Below are 21,555 nucleotides of genomic sequence, written 5' to 3' on the forward strand. Positions count from 1 at the left end.
CCCGGTAAGGGGAGCGGGCCCGTGCACGGAAACGGCGGGGACGTCCGGAACGTCCGGGAGCGGCGTCGCGCGACGGCGCCGGTCCGGGTCCTAGAACGCGGCCTCGTCCAGCTCCATCAGGTCCAGCTCGACGCCCGAGGCGACCTTGCGGGCGAGGGTGACGCCCGGCAGGACGTTCGCCGCGAAGAACTTCGCCGCGGCGATCTTGCCGGTGTAGAACGCCTTGTCCTTCGCGGAGGCCGTGGCGAGCTTCTCGGCGGCGACGGCGGCACCCTTGAGCAGCAGGTAGCCGACGATGACGTCGCCGGAGGCGAGCAGCAGGCGGGTGGTGTTCAGGCCGACCTTGTAGATGTTCTTGGCGTCGTCCTGGGTGGCGGCCAGGTCGGTCAGCATCAGGCCGACGATCGCCTCCAGCTCCACGGCGGCCTTGGCCAGGTGCTCGCGGGCGCCGGCCAGTTCCTCGCCGCCGGTGCCGAGCGCCAGGAACTTCTTGATGTCCTCGGCGAGCGAGTTCAGCGCGGCGCCCTGGTTGCGGACGATCTTGCGGAAGAAGAAGTCCTGGCCCTGGATCGCGGTGGTGCCCTCGTAGAGGGTGTCGATCTTGGAGTCCCGGATGTACTGCTCGATCGGGTACTCCTGGAGGAAGCCGGAGCCGCCGAAGGTCTGGAGCGACTGGGCCAGCTGCTCGTAGGCCTTCTCGGAGCCGTAGCCCTTGACGACGGGCAGCAGCAGGTCGTTGAGGGCGTGCTCGGTGGAGGCGTCCTCGCCGTTCGCCTCCTTGATCTGGATCGCGTCCTGGATCGAGGCGGTGTACATCACCAGGGCGCGCATGCCCTCCGCGTACGCCTTCTGCGTCATCAGCGAGCGGCGCACGTCGGGGTGGTGGGTGATGGTGACCTTGGGCGCGGCCTTGTCCATGAAGTTGGCCAGGTCCGGGCCCTGGACGCGCTCCTTGGCGTACTCCAGGGCGTTCAGGTAGCCGGTGGACAGCGTGGAGATCGCCTTCGTGCCGACCATCATGCGGGCGAACTCGATGATGCGGAACATCTGGCGGATGCCGTCGTGCTTGTCGCCGATCAGCCAGCCCTTGGCGGGGTGCCGGTCGCCGAAGGTCATCTCGCAGGTGTTGGAGGCCTTCAGGCCCATCTTGTGCTCGACGTTGGTGGCGTAGACGCCGTTGCGCTCGCCCAGCTCGCCGGTCTCGAAGTCGAACAGGTACTTCGGCACCAGGAAGAGGGACAGGCCCTTGGTGCCGGGTCCGGCGCCCTCGGGACGCGCGAGCACGTAGTGGAGGATGTTCTCCGACATGTCGTGCTCACCGGAGGTGATGAAGCGCTTCACGCCCTCGATGTGCCAGGAGCCGTCCTCCTGCTGGACCGCCTTGGTGCGGCCGGCGCCCACGTCGGAGCCCGCGTCGGGCTCGGTGAGCACCATCGTGGAGCCCCACTGCTTCTCCACGGCGATCGAGGCGATGTGCTTCTGGACCTCGTTGCCCTCCTCGAAGAGGATGCCGGCGAACGCCGGGCCGGAGGAGTACATCCACACGGCCGGGTTGGCGCCCAGGATCAGCTCGGCGTAGGCCCAGATCAGGGAGCGCGGCGAGGTGGTGCCGCCGATCTCCTCGGGCAGCCCGAGGCGCCAGTACTCGGACTCCATGAAGGCCTGGTAGCTCTTCTTGAAGGAGGCCGGGACCGGCGCGGTGTTGGTCTCCGGGTCGAAGACCGGCGGGTTGCGGTCGGCGTCGGCGAAGGACTCGGCCAGCTCGTTCTCCGAGAGGCGGGTCATCTCCTCCAGGATGCTCTTGGCGGTCTCGACGTCCATCTCCTCGAACGGGCCGGTGCCGTACACCTTGTCGCGCCCGAGTACTTCGAAGAGGTTGAACTCGATGTCGCGGAGATTCGACTTGTAGTGCCCCATGGCGACGGCTCCGTTGAGGGATCGGCGAGGCACTGACTCCTCGCAGCTGTTTCACGTACCAATAAGTAGCTACGATGATGCTACCCGCCGGTAATAAGACGCAACCCCAGTCCGGCCAAGTGTGAGATGGGTCTACTCCTGTAGGCCGTTCGGGTCCATCCCTGCGGCGGCGCGGATCTCGGTACGCTTGCGCCCATGTACGGATACGGCCAGCCCATGGACGGCGGCGCCGCGCAGCAGCAGTACACGTCGGGGCAGCAGCAGATGGCGGGCGGGGCCGGCGGATACGGCCAGCAGCCGCCGCTCTATCCGGAGCCGTCCCCGCCCTCGCTCGCGGACGCCGTGCGCGCGTTCACCACCGGTCAGATGTCCCCCGAGGACTTCCAGCAGATCTTCGCCACGTCGAAGGTGTACTGCCCGCGCGGTGACACCCCCGGCTTCCTCGCCCTGCACAACACCCAGCAGCCGGTGATCCCGATGTTCACCTCGCTCAAGGAGCTGCGGCGGTACGCGGGCAAGGAGTCCAAGTACTTCGTGATCACCGGCGCGGAGGTGATCGACCTGCTGCCGACCGGCTACGGCTTCGTCCTGGACATGGAGGGCGAGCACCGGATGGTGTTCGACGCGAAGGCGGTCGAGCAGATGGTCGACTACGCGATGTGCCGCATGTACGGCTGATCGGCCGAGAGGCGCCGTTGCGCGGGCCCGGAGGGAATTCCTTCCGGGCCCGCTCTGTTGTGGGTGGTAAGAAGTTCAACGCTCAACTAAAGTGAGCGCACGAAGGAGGCCGCCATGCCCGCAGTGACCGTCGAGAACCCGTTGACGCTGCCCCGTGTGTCCGCTCCCGCCGACGCGGTGGCGCGCAAGGTCCTCACCGTCACCACCGCGCCGAGCGGCTACGAGGGTGAGGGCTTCCCGGTGCGCCGGGCGTTCGCGGGGATCGATTACCGCCATCTCGACCCGTTCATCATGATGGACCAGATGGGCGAGGTGGAGTACGCGCCGGGCGAGCCCAAGGGCACCCCCTGGCATCCGCACCGCGGCTTCGAGACCGTCACCTACATCATCGACGGGATCTTCGACCACCAGGACAGCCAGGGCGGCGGCGGCACCATCACCGACGGCGACACCCAGTGGATGACCGCGGGCGCCGGGCTGCTGCACATCGAGGCGCCGCCGGAGCACCTCGTCGTCTCGGGCGGCCTCTTCCACGGGCTCCAGCTGTGGGTGAACCTCCCGGCCAGGGACAAGATGATGGCACCGCGCTACCAGGACATCCGGGCCCGCAGCGTGCAGCTGCTGACCTCGCCGGACGGCGGTGCGCTGCTGCGGGTGATCGCCGGCGAGCTGGACGGCCACGAGGGCCCCGGCATCACGCACACCCCGATCACCATGGTCCACGCGACGCTCGCGCCGGGCGCGGAGATCACGCTGCCCTGGCGGGAGGACTTCAACGGGCTCGCGTACGTACTGGCCGGCCGCGGCAGCGCCGGTGCCGAGCGCCGCCCCGTCCACACGGGCCAGACGGCCGTCTTCGGCGCCGGGTCCTCGCTGACCGTGCGCGCGGACGAGCGGCAGGACGGCAACACGCCGGACCTGGAGGTCGTCCTCCTGGGCGGCCGTCCGATCCGCGAGCCGATGGCCCACTACGGCCCCTTCGTCATGAACACCAAGGACGAACTGATGCAGGCATTCGAGGACTTCCAGAAGGGCCGCCTGGGCACCGTCCCGGCCGTCCACGGCATGACCGACGAGGGCCCCGGCGCCTGACCCTCACGGACGGGGCGCCCCTGCGGCCGGCGAAGCCCGCGGGGGCGCCCGTTCGGCCGGACGGCGCTCACCCGCCCGGACCCGCGGGGCGGGACACCCGGCGCCCGGCGTGATCGGCTGGGGGCGTGCCTCTGTTGCCCGAGCCCGTGAGGCGGTTCGCCGCGTGGTGCGCCGTGCTGCTGCTGGCCGCCGGGGTCGGATGGGTCGCGGTGCGGCTGTGCGGGGAGTTCCGTACGGCCGTCACCGCGGTGCTGCTCGCCCTCCTCGGCACCGCCCTGCTCGGCCCGCTGCACCGCCGCCTGGTGCGGGCCGGCGTCCAGCGCTCGGTGTCGGCCGGGCTGACCTGCGTGGCGGTGGTGGCCGTCGTCGGCGGCGCCGTCTACATCGTCGTCGCCGCCCTCGTGGACAGCGGCGACGAGATCATGACCTCCCTGCGCAACGCCGCCAAGAGCGTCTCCCGGCACTTCGGGGCCGCCGGAACCGGCTTGGAGGACCTCACCACCAACTCCGGGGAACTGCTGCGCCGATTCGGCGGCACAGCCGCGTCCAACGTGATCAGCGGGGTGAGCGTCGTCGGCGAGAGCATCGCCCTGGCCGTCCTCGCCCTCGTCCTGGTCTTCTTCTTCCTGCGCGACTCCCACCTGGTGACGGGCGCCCTGCGCTCCCTCGCGCCGCAGGGCACCGCCGACACCCTGGAGGCCGTCGCCCGGCGCGCCTACCGGGCGGTCGAGGGGTTCATGCGCGGCACCACCCTGATCGCCCTGATCGACGCCGCCTGCATCACCGTCGGCCTGCTGATCCTCCGGGTGCCCGGCGCCCTCGGGCTCGGCGCGCTGGTCTTCGTCGGCGCCTACATCCCCTACCTCGGCGCGTTCATCTCCGGCGCGGTCTCGGTGCTCGTCGCCCTCGCCGACCGGGGCTTCGTCATCGCGCTGTGGACGCTCGGGGTGGTGCTCGCCGTGCAGGTGCTGGAGGGGCATGTGCTCCAGCCGGTGATCCAGAGCCGTACCGTGCAGATGCACCCCGCGGTGGTCATGGTCACCATCACGGCCGGCGCCTCCGTGGCCGGCATCCTCGGCATGCTCCTGGCCGTCCCGCTGACCGCGGCCGCCTTCGGCGTCGTACAGGAACTGCGCGACCGCTACCCGCCCGCACCCGCCGGGGACGCCCCGCCACCCGGCTCCCCCGACCCCTCGTAGAGCTCGAACCAGATGCTCTTGCCCTCGCCCTGCGGGTCCACCCCCCAGGCGTGCGCCAGGAGCCCGATCAGCAGCAACCCGCGCCCGGAGGACGCCAGTTCGCCGGGCCGGCGCTTGTGCGGCAGGTCGTCGCCGCTGTCGAAGACCTCCACCCGCAGCCGCCGCCGGCCGTCCTCTCGGGAGACCTCCACCAGCAGCAGCGCGTCCGCGTCGGTGTGCACCAGGACGTTGGTGACCATCTCGGAGACCAGCAGCTCCGCCGAGTCGACCTGGTCGGGGCAGGCCCAGTCGTGCAGCACATCGCGCACATGCCGGCGCGCCACCGCGATCCGCTCCGGCTCGTCCTGGCCCACCGACAGCAGCATGCGCCGCATCCGCGGCCGCGCCGGCACGGTGTCGTCGCAGCCGCAGCCCGGCCCCGGACGGCACAGGAGCAGCAGCGCGATGTCGTCCTCGCGGCGGTCGGCCAGCGGTCCCGTCGTGTGGTGCGAGGACGGCCCGTGCACGCCCTGCACCAGCGCGTCGGCCAGCGCCTCCAGGTCGCCCTCGTGCTGCTCCAGGATCGCCCGCAGCCGCTGCCAGCCGCTGTCCAGATCGTGCCCGCCGGTCTCGATCAGCCCGTCGGTGCACAGCATCAGCGTCTCTCCGGGCTGGAGCGCGAACCGGGTCGTCGGATAGTCCGCGTCCGGGTCGATGCCCAGCGGCAGCCCGCCCGCCGTCGGCCGCAGCATCACCGTGCCGTCGGCCATCCGGATCACCGGGTCCGGATGGCCCGCGCGGGCGATCTCCAGCCGCCCGCTCACCGGGTCCACCGCCACGTACAGGCAGGTCGCGAAGCGCGGGTCGGAGATCTCCGCGTCCTGCGTCATCCCGTGCAGAAAGCGGGAGGCGCGCGAGAGCACGGCGTCCGGGCGGTGCCCCTCGGAGGCGTAGGCACGCAGCGCGATCCGCAGCTGCCCCATCAGCCCGGCCGCCCGCACATCGTGGCCCTGCACATCCCCGATGACCAGCGCGAACCGGCCGGCCGGCAGCGGGATCATGTCGTACCAGTCGCCGCCCACCTGGAGCCCGCCGCCGGTCGGGATGTAGCGGGCGGCGATCCGCACCCCCGGTACCTCCGGGCCCAGCGAGGGCAGCATGGAGCGCTGGAGGCCCTCGGTCAGCTCCCGCTCCGACTCGGCGGTCTCCGCACGGGACAGCGCCTGCGCGAGCATCCGGGCCACCGTCGTCAGCACCGCCCGCTCGTCCGGGGTGAACGCCACCGGATAGGCGAAGCCCGCCATCCAGGCGCCCATGGTGCGCCCGCCCACGGTCAGCGGCAGGAACGCCCACGAACTGCGCCCGAAGGGCCGGGCCAGCGGCCAGGTCACCGGATAGCGCTCCCGGTACTCCTCCGGCGAGGAGAGGTACACCGCCCGCCCGGTGCGCACCACCTCGGCCGCCGGATAGTCCAGGGCCAGCGGCATGCTGGTGAACGGGCCCATCTCCTCGGACTCGTGCCCGTGGTGGCCGATCATCGTCAGCCGGTCGCCCTCCACCCCGAACACCACCAGGCCGTTCGGCGAGAACCCCGGCATCGACAGGCCCGCCGCGACCCGCAGCACCTCCGCGGTGGACCGCGCCTCGGCCAGCGCCCGGCCCGCGTCCAGCAGGAACGCCTCCCGCGAGCGCCGCCAGGGTCCCGTGACCGCGGTGCGGCCGCCCACCGGGTCGGGGCCGTCCGGACCCGGCTCGGCGACCTCCTGGAGGGTTCCGGTCAGGACATAGGCGCGCCGCTCGGCGTCGTACGACGGCTTCGAGCGGCTGCGGACGACGCGCAGGACGGTGCCCTCCTCGTCCATGATCCGCACCCGCACCTCGGCGAGCGTGCCCTCGGCGACCGCGCGCTGCACCACCGCGGTGATCTCGTTCCAGTCGGCCGGATGCAGCCGGGCGCGGGTCTGCTCCTCGGTGAGGGTGGCCGGCGCCGCGGGCAGCCCGAGCAGCCGCGCCGCCTCCGCGTCCACGGTGACCAGCTTGTCCGCGGTGTCCCAGTGCCAGAGCCCGGTCGCGAGGGCGGCGAGGACGTCTCCGACGGCCGGGAGCGGCTCACCTGTACGCATTGCCCTAATTTAAGGAGATGCGACCGGTGCGTGCCACCGTACGGCCGGGGAAGGGGCCGGGCTGCAAAACACGGGGAGCCCATCTTGGGGTGGCCGGTACCCTTGGACCAGCCGGGGTCGGCAACCTTGGCGATCACCACTCGAAACCCACGAAGGACGATGAACGACGATGCATCGGTACAGGTCCCACACCTGCGGCCAGCTCCGCGCCTCTGACGTCGGCACCGACGTCCGGCTCAGTGGCTGGCTGCACAATCGGCGCGACCTGGGCGGCATCCTCTTCATCGATCTGCGCGACCACTACGGCATCACGCAGCTGGTCGCCCGCCCCGGCACCCCCGCCTACGAGGCCCTGGACAAGCTCTCCAAGGAGTCCACGGTCCGCGTCGACGGCTCCGTTGTTTCACGTGGAACCGAGAACGTGAACCCGGACCTGCCGACCGGCGAGATCGAGGTCGAGGTGACCGAGGTCGAGCTGCTCGGCGCGGCCCAGCCGCTGCCCTTCACCATCAACGCCGAGGACGGGGTCAACGAGGAGCGGCGCCTGGAGTACCGCTTCCTCGACCTGCGCCGCGAGCGCATGCACCGCAACATCATGCTGCGTACGGCGGTCATCTCCGCGATCCGCCACAAGATGACCGCGCTCGGCTTCAACGAGATGGCGACGCCGATCCTGTCCGCGACCTCCCCCGAGGGCGCCCGCGACTTCGTCGTCCCCTCCCGGCTGAACCCCGGCAAGTTCTACGCGCTGCCGCAGGCCCCGCAGCAGTTCAAGCAGCTGCTGATGATCTCCGGCTTCGACCGCTACTTCCAGATCGCGCCCTGCTTCCGCGACGAGGACGCCCGCGCCGACCGTTCGCCGGGCGAGTTCTACCAGCTCGACGTCGAGATGAGCTTCGTCGAGCAGGAGGACGTCTTCCAGCCGATCGAGAAGCTCATGACCGAGCTGTTCGAGGAGTTCGGCGGCGGCCGGCACGTCACCTCCCCCTTCCCGCGGATCCCGTTCCGCGAGGCGATGCTGAAGTACGGCTCCGACAAGCCGGACCTGCGCGCCAAGCTGGAGCTGGTGGACATCACCGATGTCTTCGAGGGCTCGGAGTTCAAGGCGTTCGCGGGCAAGCACGTGCGCGCGCTGCCGGTGCCGGCGGTGCAGGACCAGCCGCGCAAGTTCTTCGACCAGCTCGGCGACTTCGCGGTGACGCTGGGCGCCAAGGGCCTGGCCTGGGTCCGCGTCGGCGAGGACGGGACGCTGACCGGCCCGATCGCGAAGTTCCTCACCGAGGAGAACGTCGCCGAGCTGACCAAGCGCCTCTCCCTCGCCCCCGGCCACGCGATCTTCTTCGGCGCGGGCGAGTACGACGAGGTCTCCAAGATCATGGGCGCGGTCCGCGTCGAGGCCGCCAAGCGCGCCGGCCAGTTCGAGGAGAACGTCTTCCGCTTCTGCTGGATCGTCGACTTCCCGATGTACGAGAAGGACGAGGAGACCGGCAAGATCGACTTCTCGCACAACCCCTTCTCGATGCCGCAGGGCGGTCTTCAGGCCCTGGAGACCCAGGACCCGCTGGACATCCTGGGCTGGCAGTACGACATCGTCTGCAACGGCGTCGAGCTGTCCTCCGGCGCGATCCGGAACCACGAGCCGGAGATCATGCTGAAGGCGTTCGAGATCGCGGGCTACGACCGGGAGACCGTCGAGGAGAAGTTCGCCGGCATGCTGCGCGCGTTCCGCTTCGGCGCCCCGCCGCACGGCGGCATCGCCCCCGGCGTGGACCGCATCGTCATGCTCCTCGCGGACGAGCCCAGCATCCGCGAGACGATCGCCTTCCCGCTCAACGGCAACGCCCAGGACCTGATGATGGGCGCCCCGACCGAGCTGGAGGAGTCCCGGCTGCGCGAGCTGCACCTGAGCATCAGGAAGCCGCAGCCGAAGTAGTTCCCCCGCGTGCGCGAGACGCCCGGAGCCCTCGGGGTTCCGGGCGTCTTCGCGTCACTCGCCCTCCTCCCGCCCGTTCTCCTCCAGGTCGGGGAAGGCCAGGTCGGGGGAGGCCAGGTCGGGGGAGGCGCCGTCCTCCAGCAGCCGCTCGGCGATGTCGTCCGACCACCGCTGGGCCCAGGCCCGCAGCCCGGCGATCTCCGCCTCGTCCAGGCCGTACCGGGTGAACTGGGTGTCGGGGTAGAAGTCGGTGCCGGTCAGCCGGGACTGGAGGGTGGGCAGGTCGAAGGCGTCATGGGCGTGCCGGCGGCCCAGTTCCTCCAGGTCGGGCAGGGAGAACCGGTCCGCCGCGGCCCGCGCGTCGATCAGGTCGACGGCGGCGCCCCGGTCGTAGAGCGCGCGGATCTTCGTGCCGACGGCGTCCTCCAGGCACAGCGCGGGCCCGTACGCGGTGAGCTCCGGCGGCCCCCACAGGCTCTCCTTGTGCAGGCCGAGGACGCCGGGCTCGCCGGTCGGCGGGTCGGTGACGGTGAGCCGCGCGGTGCGCGCGGTCACGTCCCCGGCCCGGACGGTACGGCCCCTCGCCTCCAGGGCGGCCGCGACCGCGCCGGCGAGGTGCGGCATGTCCTCGGCGCTCTCGGTGGCGAGGTCGACATCGCCGTGCGGGCGCCGCAGGAGCGCGTGCGCCTCCAGCGCGTATCCGCCGGCGAGGACCAGACCGTGCGGTCCGCCCGCCGTGACGGCGTTCGCGATCAGCCGCCGGTGGGGTTCGGGAAGGTTCACGACATCCGTACTCTGCCAGAGGAAGCGGGCCCGGAGGACACGGACAGGGCCCGGAAGCCATGATGGCGTTCCGGGCCCTGGTGTGCCGTACGAGGGCGGCTCAGGCGGTCGGCTTCTCCTCCAGGCGGGGGAAGAGGACCGCGCCCTTGGTGACGGTGGAACCGGCCGGGAGCCGGCCCCAGTCGCCCGCCTCCTGGACACGCTGCTCGGCGAGCGCGCCCAGCGTGGCCTCGGCGCCCAGGGAGTCCCACAGCTTCTGCGAGGTCTCCGGCATCACCGGGTTGAGCAGGACGGCGACCGCGCGCAGCGACTCGGCGGCGGTGTAGAGGATGGTCGCGAGGCGGGCCCGGCCCTCCTCGGAGTCGTCCCTGGCCACCTTCCACGGCTCCTGCTCCGTGATGTAGCCGTTGACCTGCTTGACGAAGTCGAAGACGGCCAGGATGCCGCCCTGGAAGTCCAGTTCCTCGCCGATCTTCCGGTCGGCCTCGGCGACGGCCTTGGCCAGGCCCTCGTGGACCGCCGTCTCCGCCGGGCCGTCGGCCGCGGCGGCGGGCAGGGTGCCGCCGAAGTACTTGCCGACCATGGCGGCCACGCGGGAGGCGAGGTTGCCGTAGTCGTTGGCCAGCTCGCTGGTGTAGCGGGCGGAGAAGTCCTCCCAGGAGAAGGAGCCGTCCTGGCCGAAGGCGATGGCGCGCAGGAAGTACCAGCGGTAGGCGTCGACGCCGAAGTGCTCGGTGAGGTCCTGCGGCTTGATGCCGGTCAGGTTGGACTTCGACATCTTCTCGCCGCCGACCATCAGCCAGCCGTTCGCGGCGATCTTGCTGGGCAGGGGCAGGCCCTGGGCCATCAGCATGGCCGGCCAGATCACCGCGTGGAAGCGGAGGATGTCCTTGCCGACGAGGTGGACGTCGGCCGGGAAGGTCTCCTGGAACTTCTCCTGGTTCTCGTTGTAGCCGACCGCCGTGGCGTAGTTCAGCAGGGCGTCGACCCACACGTAGATCACGTGCTTGTCGTCCCAGGGGATCGGGATGCCCCAGTCGAACGTCGAGCGGGAGATGGAGAGGTCCTGCAGGCCCTGGCGGACGAAGTTCACGACCTCGTTGCGCGCGGACTCGGGCTGGATGAAGCCGGGGTTCGCCTCGTAGAGGGCGAGGAGCTTGTCGCCGTACTCGCTCAGCCGGAAGAAGTAGTTCTCCTCGCTGAGGATCTCCACGGGCCGCTTGTGGATGGGGCACAGCTTCTGGCCCGCGTACTCGCCCTCGCCGTCGAGGAGCTCGCCGGGGAGCTTGTACTCCTCGCAGCCGACGCAGTACGGGCCCTCGTAGCCGCCCTTGTAGATCTCGCCCTTGTCGTACAGGTCCTGCACGAATTCCTGGACGCGGTCCGTGTGCCGCTGCTGGGTGGTGCGGATGAAATCGTCGTTCGCGATCTCCAGGTGCTCCCAGAGCGGCTTCCAGGCCTCGGTGACGAGCTTGTCCGCCCACTGCTGGGGCGTCACCCCGTTCGCCTCGGCCGTGCGCATGATCTTCTGACCGTGCTCGTCCGTGCCGGTGAGGTACCACACCTTCTCGCCGCGCTGGCGGTGCCAGCGGGTGAGCACGTCGCCTGCGACGGTCGTGTAGGCGTGGCCCAGGTGAGGAGCGTCGTTGACGTAGTAGATGGGCGTGGAGACGTAGTACGCCTTCCCCGCCTGCTTCTCGGATCCAGTGGCCGCCATAAGGCGGAATCCTACTGGTCCCGCGGTGCTGGGCTCACACGCGTTCCGGGGGGTGGACGCGGTCGTCCACCCCCCGGTCGCCTCGTGTCCTACGGCCTCACGGGCGCCAGGTGGCGAGGACGCCTTCGTAGAGTTCCGTGTCCGTCAGTTCGCGGGGGGTGGGGCCCGCGTGGAAGAAGGCGGTGTTGGGGGTCTTCAGCTTGCGGAGGTAGTCGAAGGCCTTGTTGTCCGTGTCACCGAACGCGACGAAGGAGAAGAACACCGTGGGGTGGGACGTCGCGGCGGCGGTCAGGGCCTGGGTCGCGGGGGTCTTGGCGTCGGGGGCGCCGTCGGTCTGGAAGACGACGAGGGCGGGGGTGCCGGGGGCGACGTTGGCGTCGTAGTGGGCGAGTACGGCTGCCACGGCGGCGTGGTAGCTGGTACGGCCCATCCGGCCCAGGCCCGCGTGGGTGTCGTCGATCCGCGTGGCGTGGTCCGGGGTGAGGGTGAGGTCGGTGGTGCCGTCCACTTCGGTGGAGAAGAAGACGGTGTGGACCGTGGCCTCGGGGTCCAGGTGCGCGGCGAGGGCGAGGGTCTGGTCGGCGAGGGCCTGGGCGGAGCCGTCCTTGTAGTACGGCCGCATGCTCGCGGAGCGGTCCAGCACGAGGTAGAGCTTGGCGCGGGTGCCGGTGAGGTCGGTCTTCGCGAGGGGGGCGGTGGCGGCGGTGTAGGCGGTGGCGAGGGCGGGGGCGTGCTTCTTGAGGGCGGGGAGGGGGGTGGCGGGGGTGCGGGCGCGGTCCGTGCGGTCCGCGTCTTCGCCGTCGGCGGCTTGCGGGTTGTGGGGGGTGTCGTGTTTCCCGCCCGCGCCACCCGTGCGGGTTGTGTTGTCGGGTGCGGGTGCCGCCTGCGGGGCGTCTTCGCCGTCGGCGGCTTGCGGGTTGTGGGGGGCTTCGGCGGTGGCGGTGGGTGCCTGCGGCTCGGGGTCGGTGGGCTCGGCGGTCGCCGTGGACGCGTCCGGGGCCGGGAGGGTCGGGGGCTCCTCGTCCGTGGGCGCGGCGGCTGCTTCCGGCTGCTCGTCGGCAACCGGTTCCGGTTCCGGGTCCGCTGCGGGCTCCGCCTCCGTGGCCGTGGGCTCAGGAGAGACGGACTCGGTCTCCGCCGCCGGCTCCGGTTCCGCCTGCGCGGTGGGCTCAGCCGCGGTGTCGGTTTCCGGCTGGAGGTCCGCCTCGGTGGCCTCGATCGCGGGTTCGTCCTCGGCCGCTACCGCCTCGGCCTCGGTCTCCGGCTCGGACTCAGCCTCGGTTTCCGGCTGGAGATCCGCCTCGGGAGCCGCTTCGCTCTCGGCTTGCGGCTCGATGTCCGCCTCCGGCTCAGCGTTCGCCTCGGCGACGGTCTCGGTCTCCACCGCGGCCTCGGCTGCCGCCTGCTCAGCCTCGGGCTCCGGATCGGTGCCGGCCTCCACCGCGGTCTCGGCCGCCGCCCGCTCGGGCTCCGGTTCGCCGTCCGTCTCGGCTTCGCCCTCTGCCGTCGTCTCGGCGGTGGTCTCGGTTTCCAGTGCCGGCACAGGTGCGACTTCGGTCACCGTCAGCTCGGCTTCGGGCTCGGGCTCGATGTTCGCCTCAGCCCCAACCGTCTCCTTAGGCTCAGCCTTCTCCCCGGCTTCGGTGCCTACCGCAGCCGTAGGCACAGCCTCGGCCTCGGCGCTGGCCTCAGGCTTCTCCTCGGCCGCACGCTCGATGCCGACCTCGGCTGCCGCCCCCTCGGACCCGGCCTCGGCCTTGGTCTCCACCGCGGCTGCGACCTCGGCCTCGGCCGCCGTCCGCTCGGCCTCGGTGTCCGCCTCGGCCTCAACCGGCGGTCCAGCCTCGGCCTTGGCTTCGGTGTCCGCCCCGGTCGCAGCCGCAGCCCCGGCCTCCCCAGGCTTGCCCTCGGTCTCAAGCTCCCCCGCCTGCCTCGGCACCCGTACCTTGTCGAACGCGGCCGCCACCAGGTCGTGTTCCTCGGTGGTCGGGGACTCGCGGGGCTCGGGGATCACCGGGGCCGGGGCCGGTTGGGGCGTCGCACCCTCTGCCTCGGCGGCCCGGAGTTTGCGTGAGCGGCCGAACGCGTTTCGCAGGAGAGTGAGAATGCCCATGTGTGCAACCCTTCGCTGAGGTGACACCGTCAATCGCTGGCCAGGACGGACACGTAAGGTTAGCGGCCCTGGATGCGGTGCCCGGTCCGCGTCCGTGCCTACGCGGTCCCGTCCACGCGAGTGAGGAAGGCCGCCAGCGCGCGGTTGAACTCCTCGGGACGTTCCAGATTCGGCAGATGCGCCGCGCCCTCGACCACCTCGACGGCGGAGTCCGGCAGCACGGCGTGCAGGGCCTCGGCGTCCGGGACCGGCGTGTACGTGTCGTCGGCGCCGACCAGGATCAGGGCCGGAGCGGAGACGCGGGCCAACACCGGCCGGTAGTCGGGGCGTTCGGCACGGCCCCGCAGGGAGGCCGCGGCGCCCTCCGGCGGCGTTGCCGTCATCATGCCGTGCACCCGGGCCTTCACCCGCGCGTCGGCGTAGGGCGCGACCATCCGTTCCAGCACCTCGTCGGCGTACCCCCGCATCCCCTCGGCGAGCAGCCGGTCCGCCATCGCGCGCCGGCCCCGCTTCCCCTCGGGTGTCTCCGGGGTGGCGAAGGTGCCGGCCAGGACCAGGCCCCGGACCCGGTCGCCGAACCGGGCGCAGCACTCCATCGCGATCTGACCGCCCATCGAAAGCCCCACCGCCACGAACGCGTCCACGCCCAGGAAGTCCAGGAGTTCCGCCAGGTCGTCGGCATGACGGGCGAAGGGGACCGTGCCCGGCGTCACCGGCGAGGCGCCGTAGCCGCGCAGGTCCGGGGCGATCACCCGGCGCTCGGCCGAGAACCGCGCCACCTGCGGGTCCCACATCGCCCGGTCGAAGGGGTGGCCGTGGAGGAGGAGAAGAGGGGCCGGGTGCGTTGTTCCGGGGCCTTTGTCGGTGTAAGCGAGGGAAGGGGGCATACGGGTGACCCTAGGGGCCGCCAATTCCTCGGTGCAATAAGATCTTTGCCCTCGGTGCAATCCGGGGTGGGAGCGACAGGGGGACTCGTGAACGACTTCCGGCGCATCGCCGACCGGATAGCCGCCGACATCGCGAGCGGGCGGCTGCGGCCGGGCCAGCGGCTGCCCCCGCAGCGGGCGTTCGCGCGGCGGCACGGGCTGGCCCCCTCCACCGCGGGGCGGGTGTACGCCGAACTCGTGCGCCGGGGGCTGGTGGTGGGCGAGGTCGGCCGCGGGACGTTCGTACGGGCCGGTGCGCCGGACGGGCAGCCGGGGCGCGCCCTGACCGAGTCGGCGGGCGCCGAGCCCGTGAACCTGGAGCTCAACTACCCCTGTCTTCCTGGGCAGTCGGAGCTGCTGAGCCCCGTCCTCGCCTCGCTCGCGCGGTCCGACGCGCTCGGGGACGTACTGCGGCCCGCCGCGGTCGCGGGGACGCCGGCCGCGCGGGAGGCGGTCGCCGGGCTGCTCGCCCGTGGCGGGGTGCGCGCCGAGCCGGAGCGGATCCTGTTCACCGGCAACGCCCGGCAGGCGATCGCCGCCACGCTCGTCTCCCTGGTCCGGCCCGGCGGCCGGATCGGCGTCGAACCGCTGACGTATCCGATGGTCAAGGAGATCGGCGCCCGGCTCGGCCGCACCCTGGTGCCGATCGGCACGGACGAGGAGGGCCCCCGGCCGGACGCCCTCGCCGCCGCCCACCGCGCCGCGCCGCTGTCCGCCCTCTACCTCCAGCCCACCCTGCACAACCCGACCACGCTGACCATGAGCGCGGGCCGCCGGGCCGAGCTGGCGGACGTCGTCCACAGGCTGGGGATACCGGTGGTCGAGGACCGGATCTGGTCCTTCCTCCATCCGCCGGGCGGCACCGGCGCGCCCCCGCTCGCGGCCCTCGCCCCCGACCTCGTCCACCTGGTCGACGGCCTCTCCAAGCGCGTCGCGCCCGGACTCACCGTCGGCTTCGTCGTCGTACCCGAGGACCGGACCGAGGCCGTGGCGCGGGCGATCAGGGCCGGGGGGTGGAACGCGGGCGGGTTCGCGCTGGAGGCGGCGGTGCGGTGGATCGGCGACGGCACCGTGCAGCGGCTGGTGGCGGCCAAGCGGCATGATGCCGCGCGGCGCCGGCGGCTGCTGACCGCGGAACTGGACGGATTCGCCGTACGGTCCGACCCGGCCGCGTACTTCGCCTGGTGGCAGTTGCCGGCGCCGTGGCGGGCCGACACCTTCGCGGCGGCGGCGCGGGAGCGGGGGATCGCCGTCACGCCGGGGACGGCGTTCGCGGTGGGGCCCGGCGGGGCGCCGGACGCGGTCAGGCTTGGACTCGGGTCGGCTCCTGAGCCGGAGCTGGCGCGGGCTCTTTCGGTCCTCGCAGCCGTCGCACGAGACGGGCGGGACGCAGGTTCCGGGTCAGCCAGGTGGTGAGGGCCACCGTGAGGCCGAGCCCGAGCAGCAGCCAGGAGACGGTGCGCAGGGTGCCGGTCAGCGCGTCGTAGACGGCGCCCGCGGCCGCGCGGGGCACGTCGGCGGGCAGACCGGCGAGGGTCAGGGTGCGGCCGACGGCGACCGCGAGCCCGAGCAGCGCGCCGCCGAGGGCGGTGCCCAGCGCGGTCGCGGCGATGGCCCGGCGGCGGCGCACGGCCAGGGCGATCCCCGCGGCGGCGAAGACCACGGCCGCGAGCGGCAGCCAGAATCCGGCGACTTCGAGCACGTGGAACCCCTTTCGGAGCGAGGACAGTTCGTCGGCCGGGAGCACGGCGACCGCCGTGTGCTGCACCGGGATACGGGTGGCGAGCGGTATGTGCTCGTCGCTCAGCTGCTGTTTGACCTGGGCGGTGACGGGCGCGAAGTCCACGGTGACCGGCTCGGCGGCCGCTTCGTCGCGGTCGTCGCGCAGGGCCCGCAGCACCGCGTCGTGGGTGACCCGGTTGCCCGCGTCCCAGGCGAGCCGGAAGGCGCGGGTCTGGGTGAAGGAGCGCACGGCGTCGTGCACGAAGGGCCGTACGGGGCCTTGCAGCGGTCCGGCGTCCAGCCGGTGGCCGGCCTCGCGGAGCAGGCTGTCGCCGACGGCGTCCGCGACGGCCTCCCGTACGTCCGGGTCGGTGGCGAGCGGGGCCATCGTGGTGACGTACCGGCCCGTGTCGGTGAGTCCGTACGTCGCCCACAGTGCCAGCGCGCCGAACGGCACGAGCAGGCAGGACAGGGTGATCAGTACGGCCGACAGGGCGCTCCTCATACGTGGCGGCACCCTCTCAGGCAACGGCCCGCGGGGCCGGTGCGCGAGCGGAGTGCGTCCGCTCGGGCGATGGCGGCGGGGCGCCGGCCTCAGTGGATCCGCCGTCCGAAGGCGTCCTCGCGGGTGTAGTACCGGTAGAAGAAGGCGATGAAGGTGGCCCCGGCGATCAGCAGGGACATCAGGAGGGACCGCACGATCGAGTGGTCGCTCTGGCTGTAGATGAAGCCGAAGGCGATGCCGACGAACGCCGTCCACAGCAGTGCGTGCACCTCCCGGATCATCCGGGGGGCCAGCGCCAGCAGGGCGACGCAGACCACGGCGAAGACGAGGGCGCTGGCGAAGCCGAGCAGCAGGTTCCAGCCGGTGATGGGGCCGCCCGCGCGGTTGATGGCCGCGACCCAGTAGCCGTAGATCAGGGCCAGCACGACGGGGACCGCGATCCGGGCGATGCGATGGGTGCGGGCGCCGAGGACGTCGGGTGTCCGGCGCCGGTCCGGGGACGTGCCGGCCCGCACCTCGGGCACCGGGGCGCGCCGGGGGATTCCGCCGGATGTGGGTGCCGCATGAGCCATGGGAGCACTCCTTCCTCCTCGCCCCCGTTCCGCTATCCAATGCACACCCGGGCGCACGCTCCGGCAACTCGGCCGGCGCGCCGGGCCCGCAATCCCGGCGGGTCCGGCGGGTCCGGGGCGGCCGCGGGGCTCGTACGGGCCGCGGGTTCCCGCAGGCGCGCCCCCGATGGATGTAGCGCGCCGGTGTGTTACCGGGGAAGCTGGAGACTCGGACCCCGTGACCGGGACGACGTACCAGCGGTGGCGTCCGCCGCGCATCTGCGGACGGGGCTACGCGTGGCTGCTGCCCTCGCTGACGCTCGTCGGCATCGCGCTGCTGGACTTCAACACCGGCGCGCAGTACCGGTTCGTCTCCTGGGTCGTCCTGGTGCCCGGCATCGCCTCCGCGGTCTGCGGGGTGTGGACGACGGCCGGTTTCGCGGCGCTGTCCCTGGTGACGTACGTCCTCGTGGACAACGCCTGGCCCGACCAGTACCGGGCGGGCCTGCCCGACTTCCTGCTGGTCGCCCTCGGTGGTGTGCTGGCCGTGTTCGCGGCGGTGGTGCGCACCCGGCGGGAGCGGCGCGTGCTGCACATGCAGGACATCGCGGAGACCACGGTACGGGCCGTGCTGCGGCCGCTGCCCAGACGCTGGGCCGGTGTGGAACAGGCGGGCGTGTATCTCGCCGCGGACGTGGAGGCGCAGGTCGGGGGCGACTTCTACGACATCCAGCCCGGTCCGTACGGCACCCGTGTGCTCGTCGGCGATGTGCAGGGCAAGGGGCTCGGCGCGGTGGAGGCGGCGGCCGCGCTGCTCGGCAGCTTCCGGGAGGCCGGCTACTTCGAGGAGGACCTGCGGACCGTCGCCGAGCACCTGGAGACCCGGATCGTCCGGCACCGCATGCACACCGCCGTGGTCGGCAGCCAGGACGGGGAGCGGTTCGCCACGGCGGTGCTGGCCGCCTTCTCCCGCGAGGCCCCCGGCATGGTCGACATCATCAACTTCGGGCACGAGGCGCCGCTCGCGGTCGGGCCGGGCGGGGTGCGGGAGCTGCCCTGCGGCGACGGGGTGCCGCTCGGCCTGAGCGATCTGACCGGGGGGCTGCCGCCGACGCACCGGGTGCCGCTCGCGCCGGACGAGACGCTGCTGCTGGTCACCGACGGGGTGACCGAGGCCCGTGACCGCAAGGGCGAGTTCTACGACGTGGTCCGCGACGTCGGCGAGGCGGTCGCCGCCGATCCCGCCTGCGCCGAGCCCGGCCGCCTGGTCCGCCGGGTCCGCGACGGCGTGCTCCGGCACAGCCGGGGGCAGCTGGCCGACGACACCACGGCCTTCGGGGTCCGCCGCCTCCCGGAGGACGAGGAGTGTCCGGGCCCCACGCTCCTGCCGGCGGCGGCGGAGGCGCAGCAACTGCCCGGCTGGGGCCGGGGGTGGGGTGCGTGGGGGGTGCGCAGGACCTCCGAACGGGGTTGATCCGCCGCCTGCGGCGCGGCCCGCGGGCCACAGCGGCTACGGTGCTGACGGGAGAGAGCGGATCCGCAGGGACCGCAGCGCCTACAGGGGGAGGGACCATGCCCGGAACCGTGCTGCTGCTCGCGGCCTCGCCGCTGGGCCGGGGACGCCTGGTGGACGCGGCCGCGGTGCTGCCGGTGCTGGCCGCCGTCGCCCCCACCGTGCTGTCCGGCACCGACACCGCCAACGTCGTGGAGCTCGTGGACCCGGTGGACCCCCAGGGCGTCCTCACCCGGCTGCGCGCCGCCGCGGCCGCGCCGGGACCGCTCACCGTGTTCCTCACCGGCCAGCTGCACCTGGACCGCCGGCAGCGGCTGCCGCATCTGGCGCTGGCCCGCACCACCTCGGCCACCGTCCGCTACACCGCGCTGCCCTGGCACTGGATCCGCGAGGAACTGCGGCTGCGCGCCCCCGGACAGACGGCCCTGCTGGTGGACCTGCACGCGGACCCGGAGGCCTGGCGGCACCTGCACGAACACCCGCTGGACTGCGGTCGCGCCACCGCGGTCTACGGCCGGATCGCCCCACCGCACGGGCGCCGGGGCCCGGCCGAGCCGTCGTACATGAAGACGGTGGCCACCCTGCTGCGCAGCGGCCACCGCCCCCCGCTGGACGACCTCCACCAGCAGGCCCTCGCCCGCATCCCGGAGGAGACCGCGACCAACATCCTGCTGGCCCCGGCCCAGGCTCCGGTCCCGGCCCAGGCTCCCGGTCAGGTCCCGCAGCCGTATCCGGCGATCCCGCACCCGGCGCCCGGCGGGACCCTCGGGACCGGGCCGGCCACGGGCGGGCGGCAGACGTACGGCGGCCCCGTCGGCACGGGCACCGGCACGGGGGCGGTGGTGGAACCGGGTACGGTCTCGGAACCGGGCGGGGTGGCGGAGCCGGGCGGGGTGGCGGAGCCGGGCGGGGTGGCGGAACCGGGCGGGGTGGCGGAGCCGGCCGCGGTTGTGAAACCGGGCACTCCCCTCGGCATCCCCCCGCAGTCCGGAACCCCCGCGGACCCGGCCCCCGACCCCCATGCCGCCATCAGTACCGCCGTGCGGGCCGGGCGGCACGAGGAGGCGGACGCGATCGCCGCCCGGTACCAGGAGGCCGCCGCGGACGAGCACGGGCCGGCCTCCGAGGACGCCCTGCACTGGGCCGAGGTGCGCGCCGATCTCGCGATGTTCGCCAAGGACCCGGTGCGCAGCTGCCGGGGGTGGCTGGAGGTCGCCGAGCACCGGCTCGCGGCCGGGCAGCCGGCGGACGCGCCCGCCGTGGAGGCCGCGGTGGACCGGGCGCACCACCAGTGGGGCCGGATCGAGGAGGCGGCGCGCGCCCGCGAACTCGGGCCCGCGCTCGCCCGGTTACGCGCCCGCGTGCCGGGCCGCCGGCAGGGCGCGCTGGAGGACGTACGGCGCCAGCTCAGTCAGCTCCAGCAGACCTGAACCGGCGCCGCGCTCGGGTGGCGGCGACGACCGCTGCCCACGGGGGCGGGGATGCGACGACCAGGTCATGCCTGCGACAAAAGCGCCAGCGCCCCCGAGACCAGGGTGCGCACGCCGGGGGCGACGGTGGCCAGGTCCGGGGCGAAGTGGGGGCTGTGGTTGCTGGGGACGGCCGCGAGCTTCTCCGGGAGGGTGTCGCCGGGGGCCTTGTCCCAGATGTCGTGGGGCGTGGTGGTGACGAACCAGTACGCGTAGGGGATGGCGCCGTCCAGGGCCAGCTCGGGGAAGTCCTCGCTGCCCATCGCCGGACCGGGGTCGAACACCGTCTCCGCGCCGAAGAGTTCACCGTGCACGGCGGCCACGGCGGCATCGGTGGCCGCGTCGTTCACGGTCAGCGGGAAGGAAGTGGCGATGGTCACCTCGGGCTCGCGGGGGCAGCCGGCGGCCAGGCACTCGCCCCGCGCGATCCGGCGGATGGCGGTCAGCATCCGCTGCCGTACCGCCTCGGACTGGGTGCGCAGGTTCAGGGCGATGCGCGCCTCGTCGGGGATGATGTTGTGCCGGGTGCCCGCCTCGATGCGGCCCACCGTGAGGACGGCGGACTCGCCCGCGGCGACCTCGCGCGAGACCACGGTCTGGAGCCGGGTGACGAGGTAGGCGGCGGTCACCACCGGGTCCACGGTGGCCTCGGGGCGCGAGCCGTGGCCGCCCCGGCCGTACACCACGATGTCCACGTCCGTCGCCGCGGACATGATCAGTCCCGGTGCGTGCGGGTACGCGCCCGCCGGACCGGGCACGGCGTGCTGGCCGAGCAGCGCGTCGGGCCGTCCGAAGCGCTCGTACAGGCCGTCGGCGAGCATCCCGCGGGCGCCCTGTCCGCTCTCCTCGGCGGGCTGCCCCACCAGCAGCAGGGTGCCGCGCCAGGTGTCCCGGCCCGCGGCGAGCGCGGCGGCGGCCCCGGCCAGCCAGGTGACGTGCAGGTCGTGCCCGCAGGCGTGCATCACACCGTCGGTGGTGGAGGCGTACGGCAGCCCGGTCGCCTCGGTGACGGGCAGCGCGTCCATGTCGGCGCGCAGCAGCACGGTGGGGCCGTCGCCGTTGGCCAGCCGCCCGACGACACCGGTGCCGCCGACGCCCTCGGCCGTCTCGAACCCGGCGTCCCTGAGCCGCCCGGCGAGTTTCTGGGCGGTGCGGTGTTCGCGCAGGGACAGCTCGGGATGCCGGTGCAGGTCCCGGTAGAGGTCTTCAAGACCGGTGAGCGGGAGGTCGGCGGTGAGGTCCCGCGCGGTGCGGGCGGCGGCGGAGGTCATGCGGGCAGGTTAGGCCGGTGGTGGAGATGGCGGTACCGGTGGCTTCTGTGAGTCCTGTGGTCTG

General features: G+C 72.8%; 16 protein-coding genes. 7 read left to right on the forward strand and 9 right to left on the reverse strand.

Annotated features, from left to right (window positions below; translation table 11 throughout):
• Window positions 1–90: 90 nt before the first annotated feature.
• Window positions 91–1,917, reverse strand: a complete 1,827-nt coding sequence (locus AC069R_RS09785) for an acyl-CoA dehydrogenase (RefSeq protein ID WP_478766033.1) — start codon at window positions 1,915–1,917, stop codon at window positions 91–93.
• 195 nt (window positions 1,918–2,112) lie between these two features.
• Between AC069R_RS09785 and AC069R_RS09790 the strand changes: the two genes are divergently transcribed.
• The 3 genes from AC069R_RS09790 (at window position 2,113) to AC069R_RS09800 (ending at window position 4,886) form a co-directional block, all read left to right on the forward strand.
• Entirely contained in the window at window positions 2,113–2,595 is a 483-nt protein-coding gene (locus AC069R_RS09790) for an SseB family protein (protein ID WP_478766035.1), read from the forward strand.
• Between the two features lie 114 nt (window positions 2,596–2,709).
• Window positions 2,710–3,687 carry a pirin family protein gene (locus AC069R_RS09795; RefSeq protein WP_478766037.1) on the forward strand — a complete coding sequence of 326 codons (978 nt, stop codon included), beginning with the start codon at window positions 2,710–2,712 and terminating at the stop codon, window positions 3,685–3,687.
• A gap of 125 nt (window positions 3,688–3,812) precedes the next feature.
• Complete coding sequence (locus tag AC069R_RS09800) at window positions 3,813–4,886, forward strand: AI-2E family transporter (RefSeq protein ID WP_478766039.1); 1,074 nt, start codon at window positions 3,813–3,815, stop codon at window positions 4,884–4,886.
• Here the strand turns inward: AC069R_RS09800 and AC069R_RS09805 are convergent.
• Window positions 4,829–6,988 (reverse strand): SpoIIE family protein phosphatase, encoded by a 2,160-nt coding sequence (locus AC069R_RS09805; protein ID WP_478766041.1) that lies wholly within the window; start codon window positions 6,986–6,988, stop codon window positions 4,829–4,831. The genes AC069R_RS09800 and AC069R_RS09805 overlap by 58 nt on opposite strands.
• A gap of 169 nt (window positions 6,989–7,157) precedes the next feature.
• Here AC069R_RS09805 and aspS point away from each other — a divergent pair, with 169 nt between their 5' ends.
• The gene (gene aspS / locus AC069R_RS09810; RefSeq protein ID WP_397984944.1) at window positions 7,158–8,921 is read left to right on the forward strand and encodes an aspartate--tRNA ligase; all 1,764 of its coding nucleotides are present in this window, start codon (window positions 7,158–7,160) and stop codon (window positions 8,919–8,921) included.
• A gap of 54 nt (window positions 8,922–8,975) precedes the next feature.
• Here the strand turns inward: aspS and AC069R_RS09815 are convergent, their stop codons facing one another.
• The 4 genes from AC069R_RS09815 to AC069R_RS09830 all read right to left on the reverse strand — a co-directional run bounded on the left by AC069R_RS09815 (window position 8,976) and on the right by AC069R_RS09830 (window position 14,421).
• Window positions 8,976–9,704, reverse strand: coding sequence for a hypothetical protein (locus tag AC069R_RS09815; protein WP_478766043.1), 729 nt, complete (start codon window positions 9,702–9,704; stop codon window positions 8,976–8,978).
• A 100-nt stretch (window positions 9,705–9,804) separates the two neighbouring features.
• Window positions 9,805–11,421: a methionine--tRNA ligase gene (gene metG / locus AC069R_RS09820; RefSeq protein ID WP_478766045.1), complete on the reverse strand. Its 1,617-nt coding sequence runs from the start codon at window positions 11,419–11,421 to the stop codon at window positions 9,805–9,807.
• Between the two features lie 97 nt (window positions 11,422–11,518).
• On the reverse strand, window positions 11,519–13,534 hold the full coding sequence (locus tag AC069R_RS09825; protein ID WP_478766047.1) for a VWA domain-containing protein: 2,016 nt from the start codon (window positions 13,532–13,534) through the stop codon (window positions 11,519–11,521).
• A 98-nt stretch (window positions 13,535–13,632) separates the two neighbouring features.
• Window positions 13,633–14,421 (reverse strand): alpha/beta fold hydrolase, encoded by a 789-nt coding sequence (locus AC069R_RS09830; protein WP_478766049.1) that lies wholly within the window; start codon window positions 14,419–14,421, stop codon window positions 13,633–13,635.
• An 87-nt stretch (window positions 14,422–14,508) separates the two neighbouring features.
• Here AC069R_RS09830 and AC069R_RS09835 point away from each other — a divergent pair, with 87 nt between their 5' ends.
• The gene (locus tag AC069R_RS09835) at window positions 14,509–15,876 is read left to right on the forward strand and encodes an aminotransferase-like domain-containing protein (protein WP_478766051.1); all 1,368 of its coding nucleotides are present in this window, start codon (window positions 14,509–14,511) and stop codon (window positions 15,874–15,876) included.
• Here the strand turns inward: AC069R_RS09835 and AC069R_RS09840 are convergent.
• Both AC069R_RS09840 and AC069R_RS09845 read right to left on the reverse strand, forming a co-directional pair.
• A complete protein-coding gene (locus tag AC069R_RS09840; RefSeq protein ID WP_478766053.1) occupies window positions 15,764–16,699 on the reverse strand; it encodes a hypothetical protein in 936 nt (311 codons plus the stop codon). The two genes, AC069R_RS09835 and AC069R_RS09840, sit on opposite strands and share 113 nt — an antisense overlap.
• A 77-nt stretch (window positions 16,700–16,776) precedes the next feature.
• Complete coding sequence (locus AC069R_RS09845; RefSeq protein WP_478766055.1) at window positions 16,777–17,259, reverse strand: hypothetical protein; 483 nt, start codon at window positions 17,257–17,259, stop codon at window positions 16,777–16,779.
• 166 nt (window positions 17,260–17,425) lie between these two features.
• Between AC069R_RS09845 and AC069R_RS09850 the strand changes: the two genes are divergently transcribed.
• Together AC069R_RS09850 and AC069R_RS09855 are read left to right on the forward strand one after the other, a co-directional pair.
• Entirely contained in the window at window positions 17,426–18,712 is a 1,287-nt protein-coding gene (locus tag AC069R_RS09850) for a PP2C family protein-serine/threonine phosphatase (protein ID WP_478766057.1), read from the forward strand.
• Between the two features lie 98 nt (window positions 18,713–18,810).
• Window positions 18,811–20,181, forward strand: a complete 1,371-nt coding sequence (locus AC069R_RS09855) for a hypothetical protein (RefSeq protein ID WP_478766059.1) — start codon at window positions 18,811–18,813, stop codon at window positions 20,179–20,181.
• A 65-nt stretch (window positions 20,182–20,246) separates the two neighbouring features.
• On the opposite strand, the gene AC069R_RS09860 is transcribed toward AC069R_RS09855, so the two are convergent.
• Window positions 20,247–21,491, reverse strand: a complete 1,245-nt coding sequence (locus AC069R_RS09860; protein WP_478766061.1) for an amidohydrolase — start codon at window positions 21,489–21,491, stop codon at window positions 20,247–20,249.
• Window positions 21,492–21,555: the final 64 nt, after the last annotated feature.

The organism is Streptomyces sp. NPDC043952 (assembly GCF_056435325.1).

What these genes read in the sequence shown, in the direction of transcription:
- AC069R_RS09860 (WP_478766061.1), bottom strand. Translation starts at nt 21,491, where the DNA reads ATGACCTCCGCCGCCGCCCGCACCGCGCGGGACCTCACCGCCGACCTC.
- AC069R_RS09790 (WP_478766035.1), top strand. Translation starts at nt 2,113, where the DNA reads ATGTACGGATACGGCCAGCCCATGGACGGCGGCGCCGCGCAGCAGCAG.
- AC069R_RS09830 (WP_478766049.1), bottom strand. Translation starts at nt 14,421, where the DNA reads ATGCCCCCTTCCCTCGCTTACACCGACAAAGGCCCCGGAACAACGCAC.
- AC069R_RS09825 (WP_478766047.1), bottom strand. Translation starts at nt 13,534, where the DNA reads ATGGGCATTCTCACTCTCCTGCGAAACGCGTTCGGCCGCTCACGCAAA.
- AC069R_RS09795 (WP_478766037.1), top strand. Translation starts at nt 2,710, where the DNA reads ATGCCCGCAGTGACCGTCGAGAACCCGTTGACGCTGCCCCGTGTGTCC.
- AC069R_RS09785 (WP_478766033.1), bottom strand. Translation starts at nt 1,917, where the DNA reads ATGGGGCACTACAAGTCGAATCTCCGCGACATCGAGTTCAACCTCTTC.
- AC069R_RS09850 (WP_478766057.1), top strand. Translation starts at nt 17,426, where the DNA reads ATGGATGTAGCGCGCCGGTGTGTTACCGGGGAAGCTGGAGACTCGGAC.
- aspS (WP_397984944.1), top strand. Translation starts at nt 7,158, where the DNA reads ATGCATCGGTACAGGTCCCACACCTGCGGCCAGCTCCGCGCCTCTGAC.
- AC069R_RS09845 (WP_478766055.1), bottom strand. Translation starts at nt 17,259, where the DNA reads ATGGCTCATGCGGCACCCACATCCGGCGGAATCCCCCGGCGCGCCCCG.
- AC069R_RS09805 (WP_478766041.1), bottom strand. Translation starts at nt 6,988, where the DNA reads ATGCGTACAGGTGAGCCGCTCCCGGCCGTCGGAGACGTCCTCGCCGCC.
- AC069R_RS09855 (WP_478766059.1), top strand. Translation starts at nt 18,811, where the DNA reads ATGCCCGGAACCGTGCTGCTGCTCGCGGCCTCGCCGCTGGGCCGGGGA.
- metG (WP_478766045.1), bottom strand. Translation starts at nt 11,421, where the DNA reads ATGGCGGCCACTGGATCCGAGAAGCAGGCGGGGAAGGCGTACTACGTC.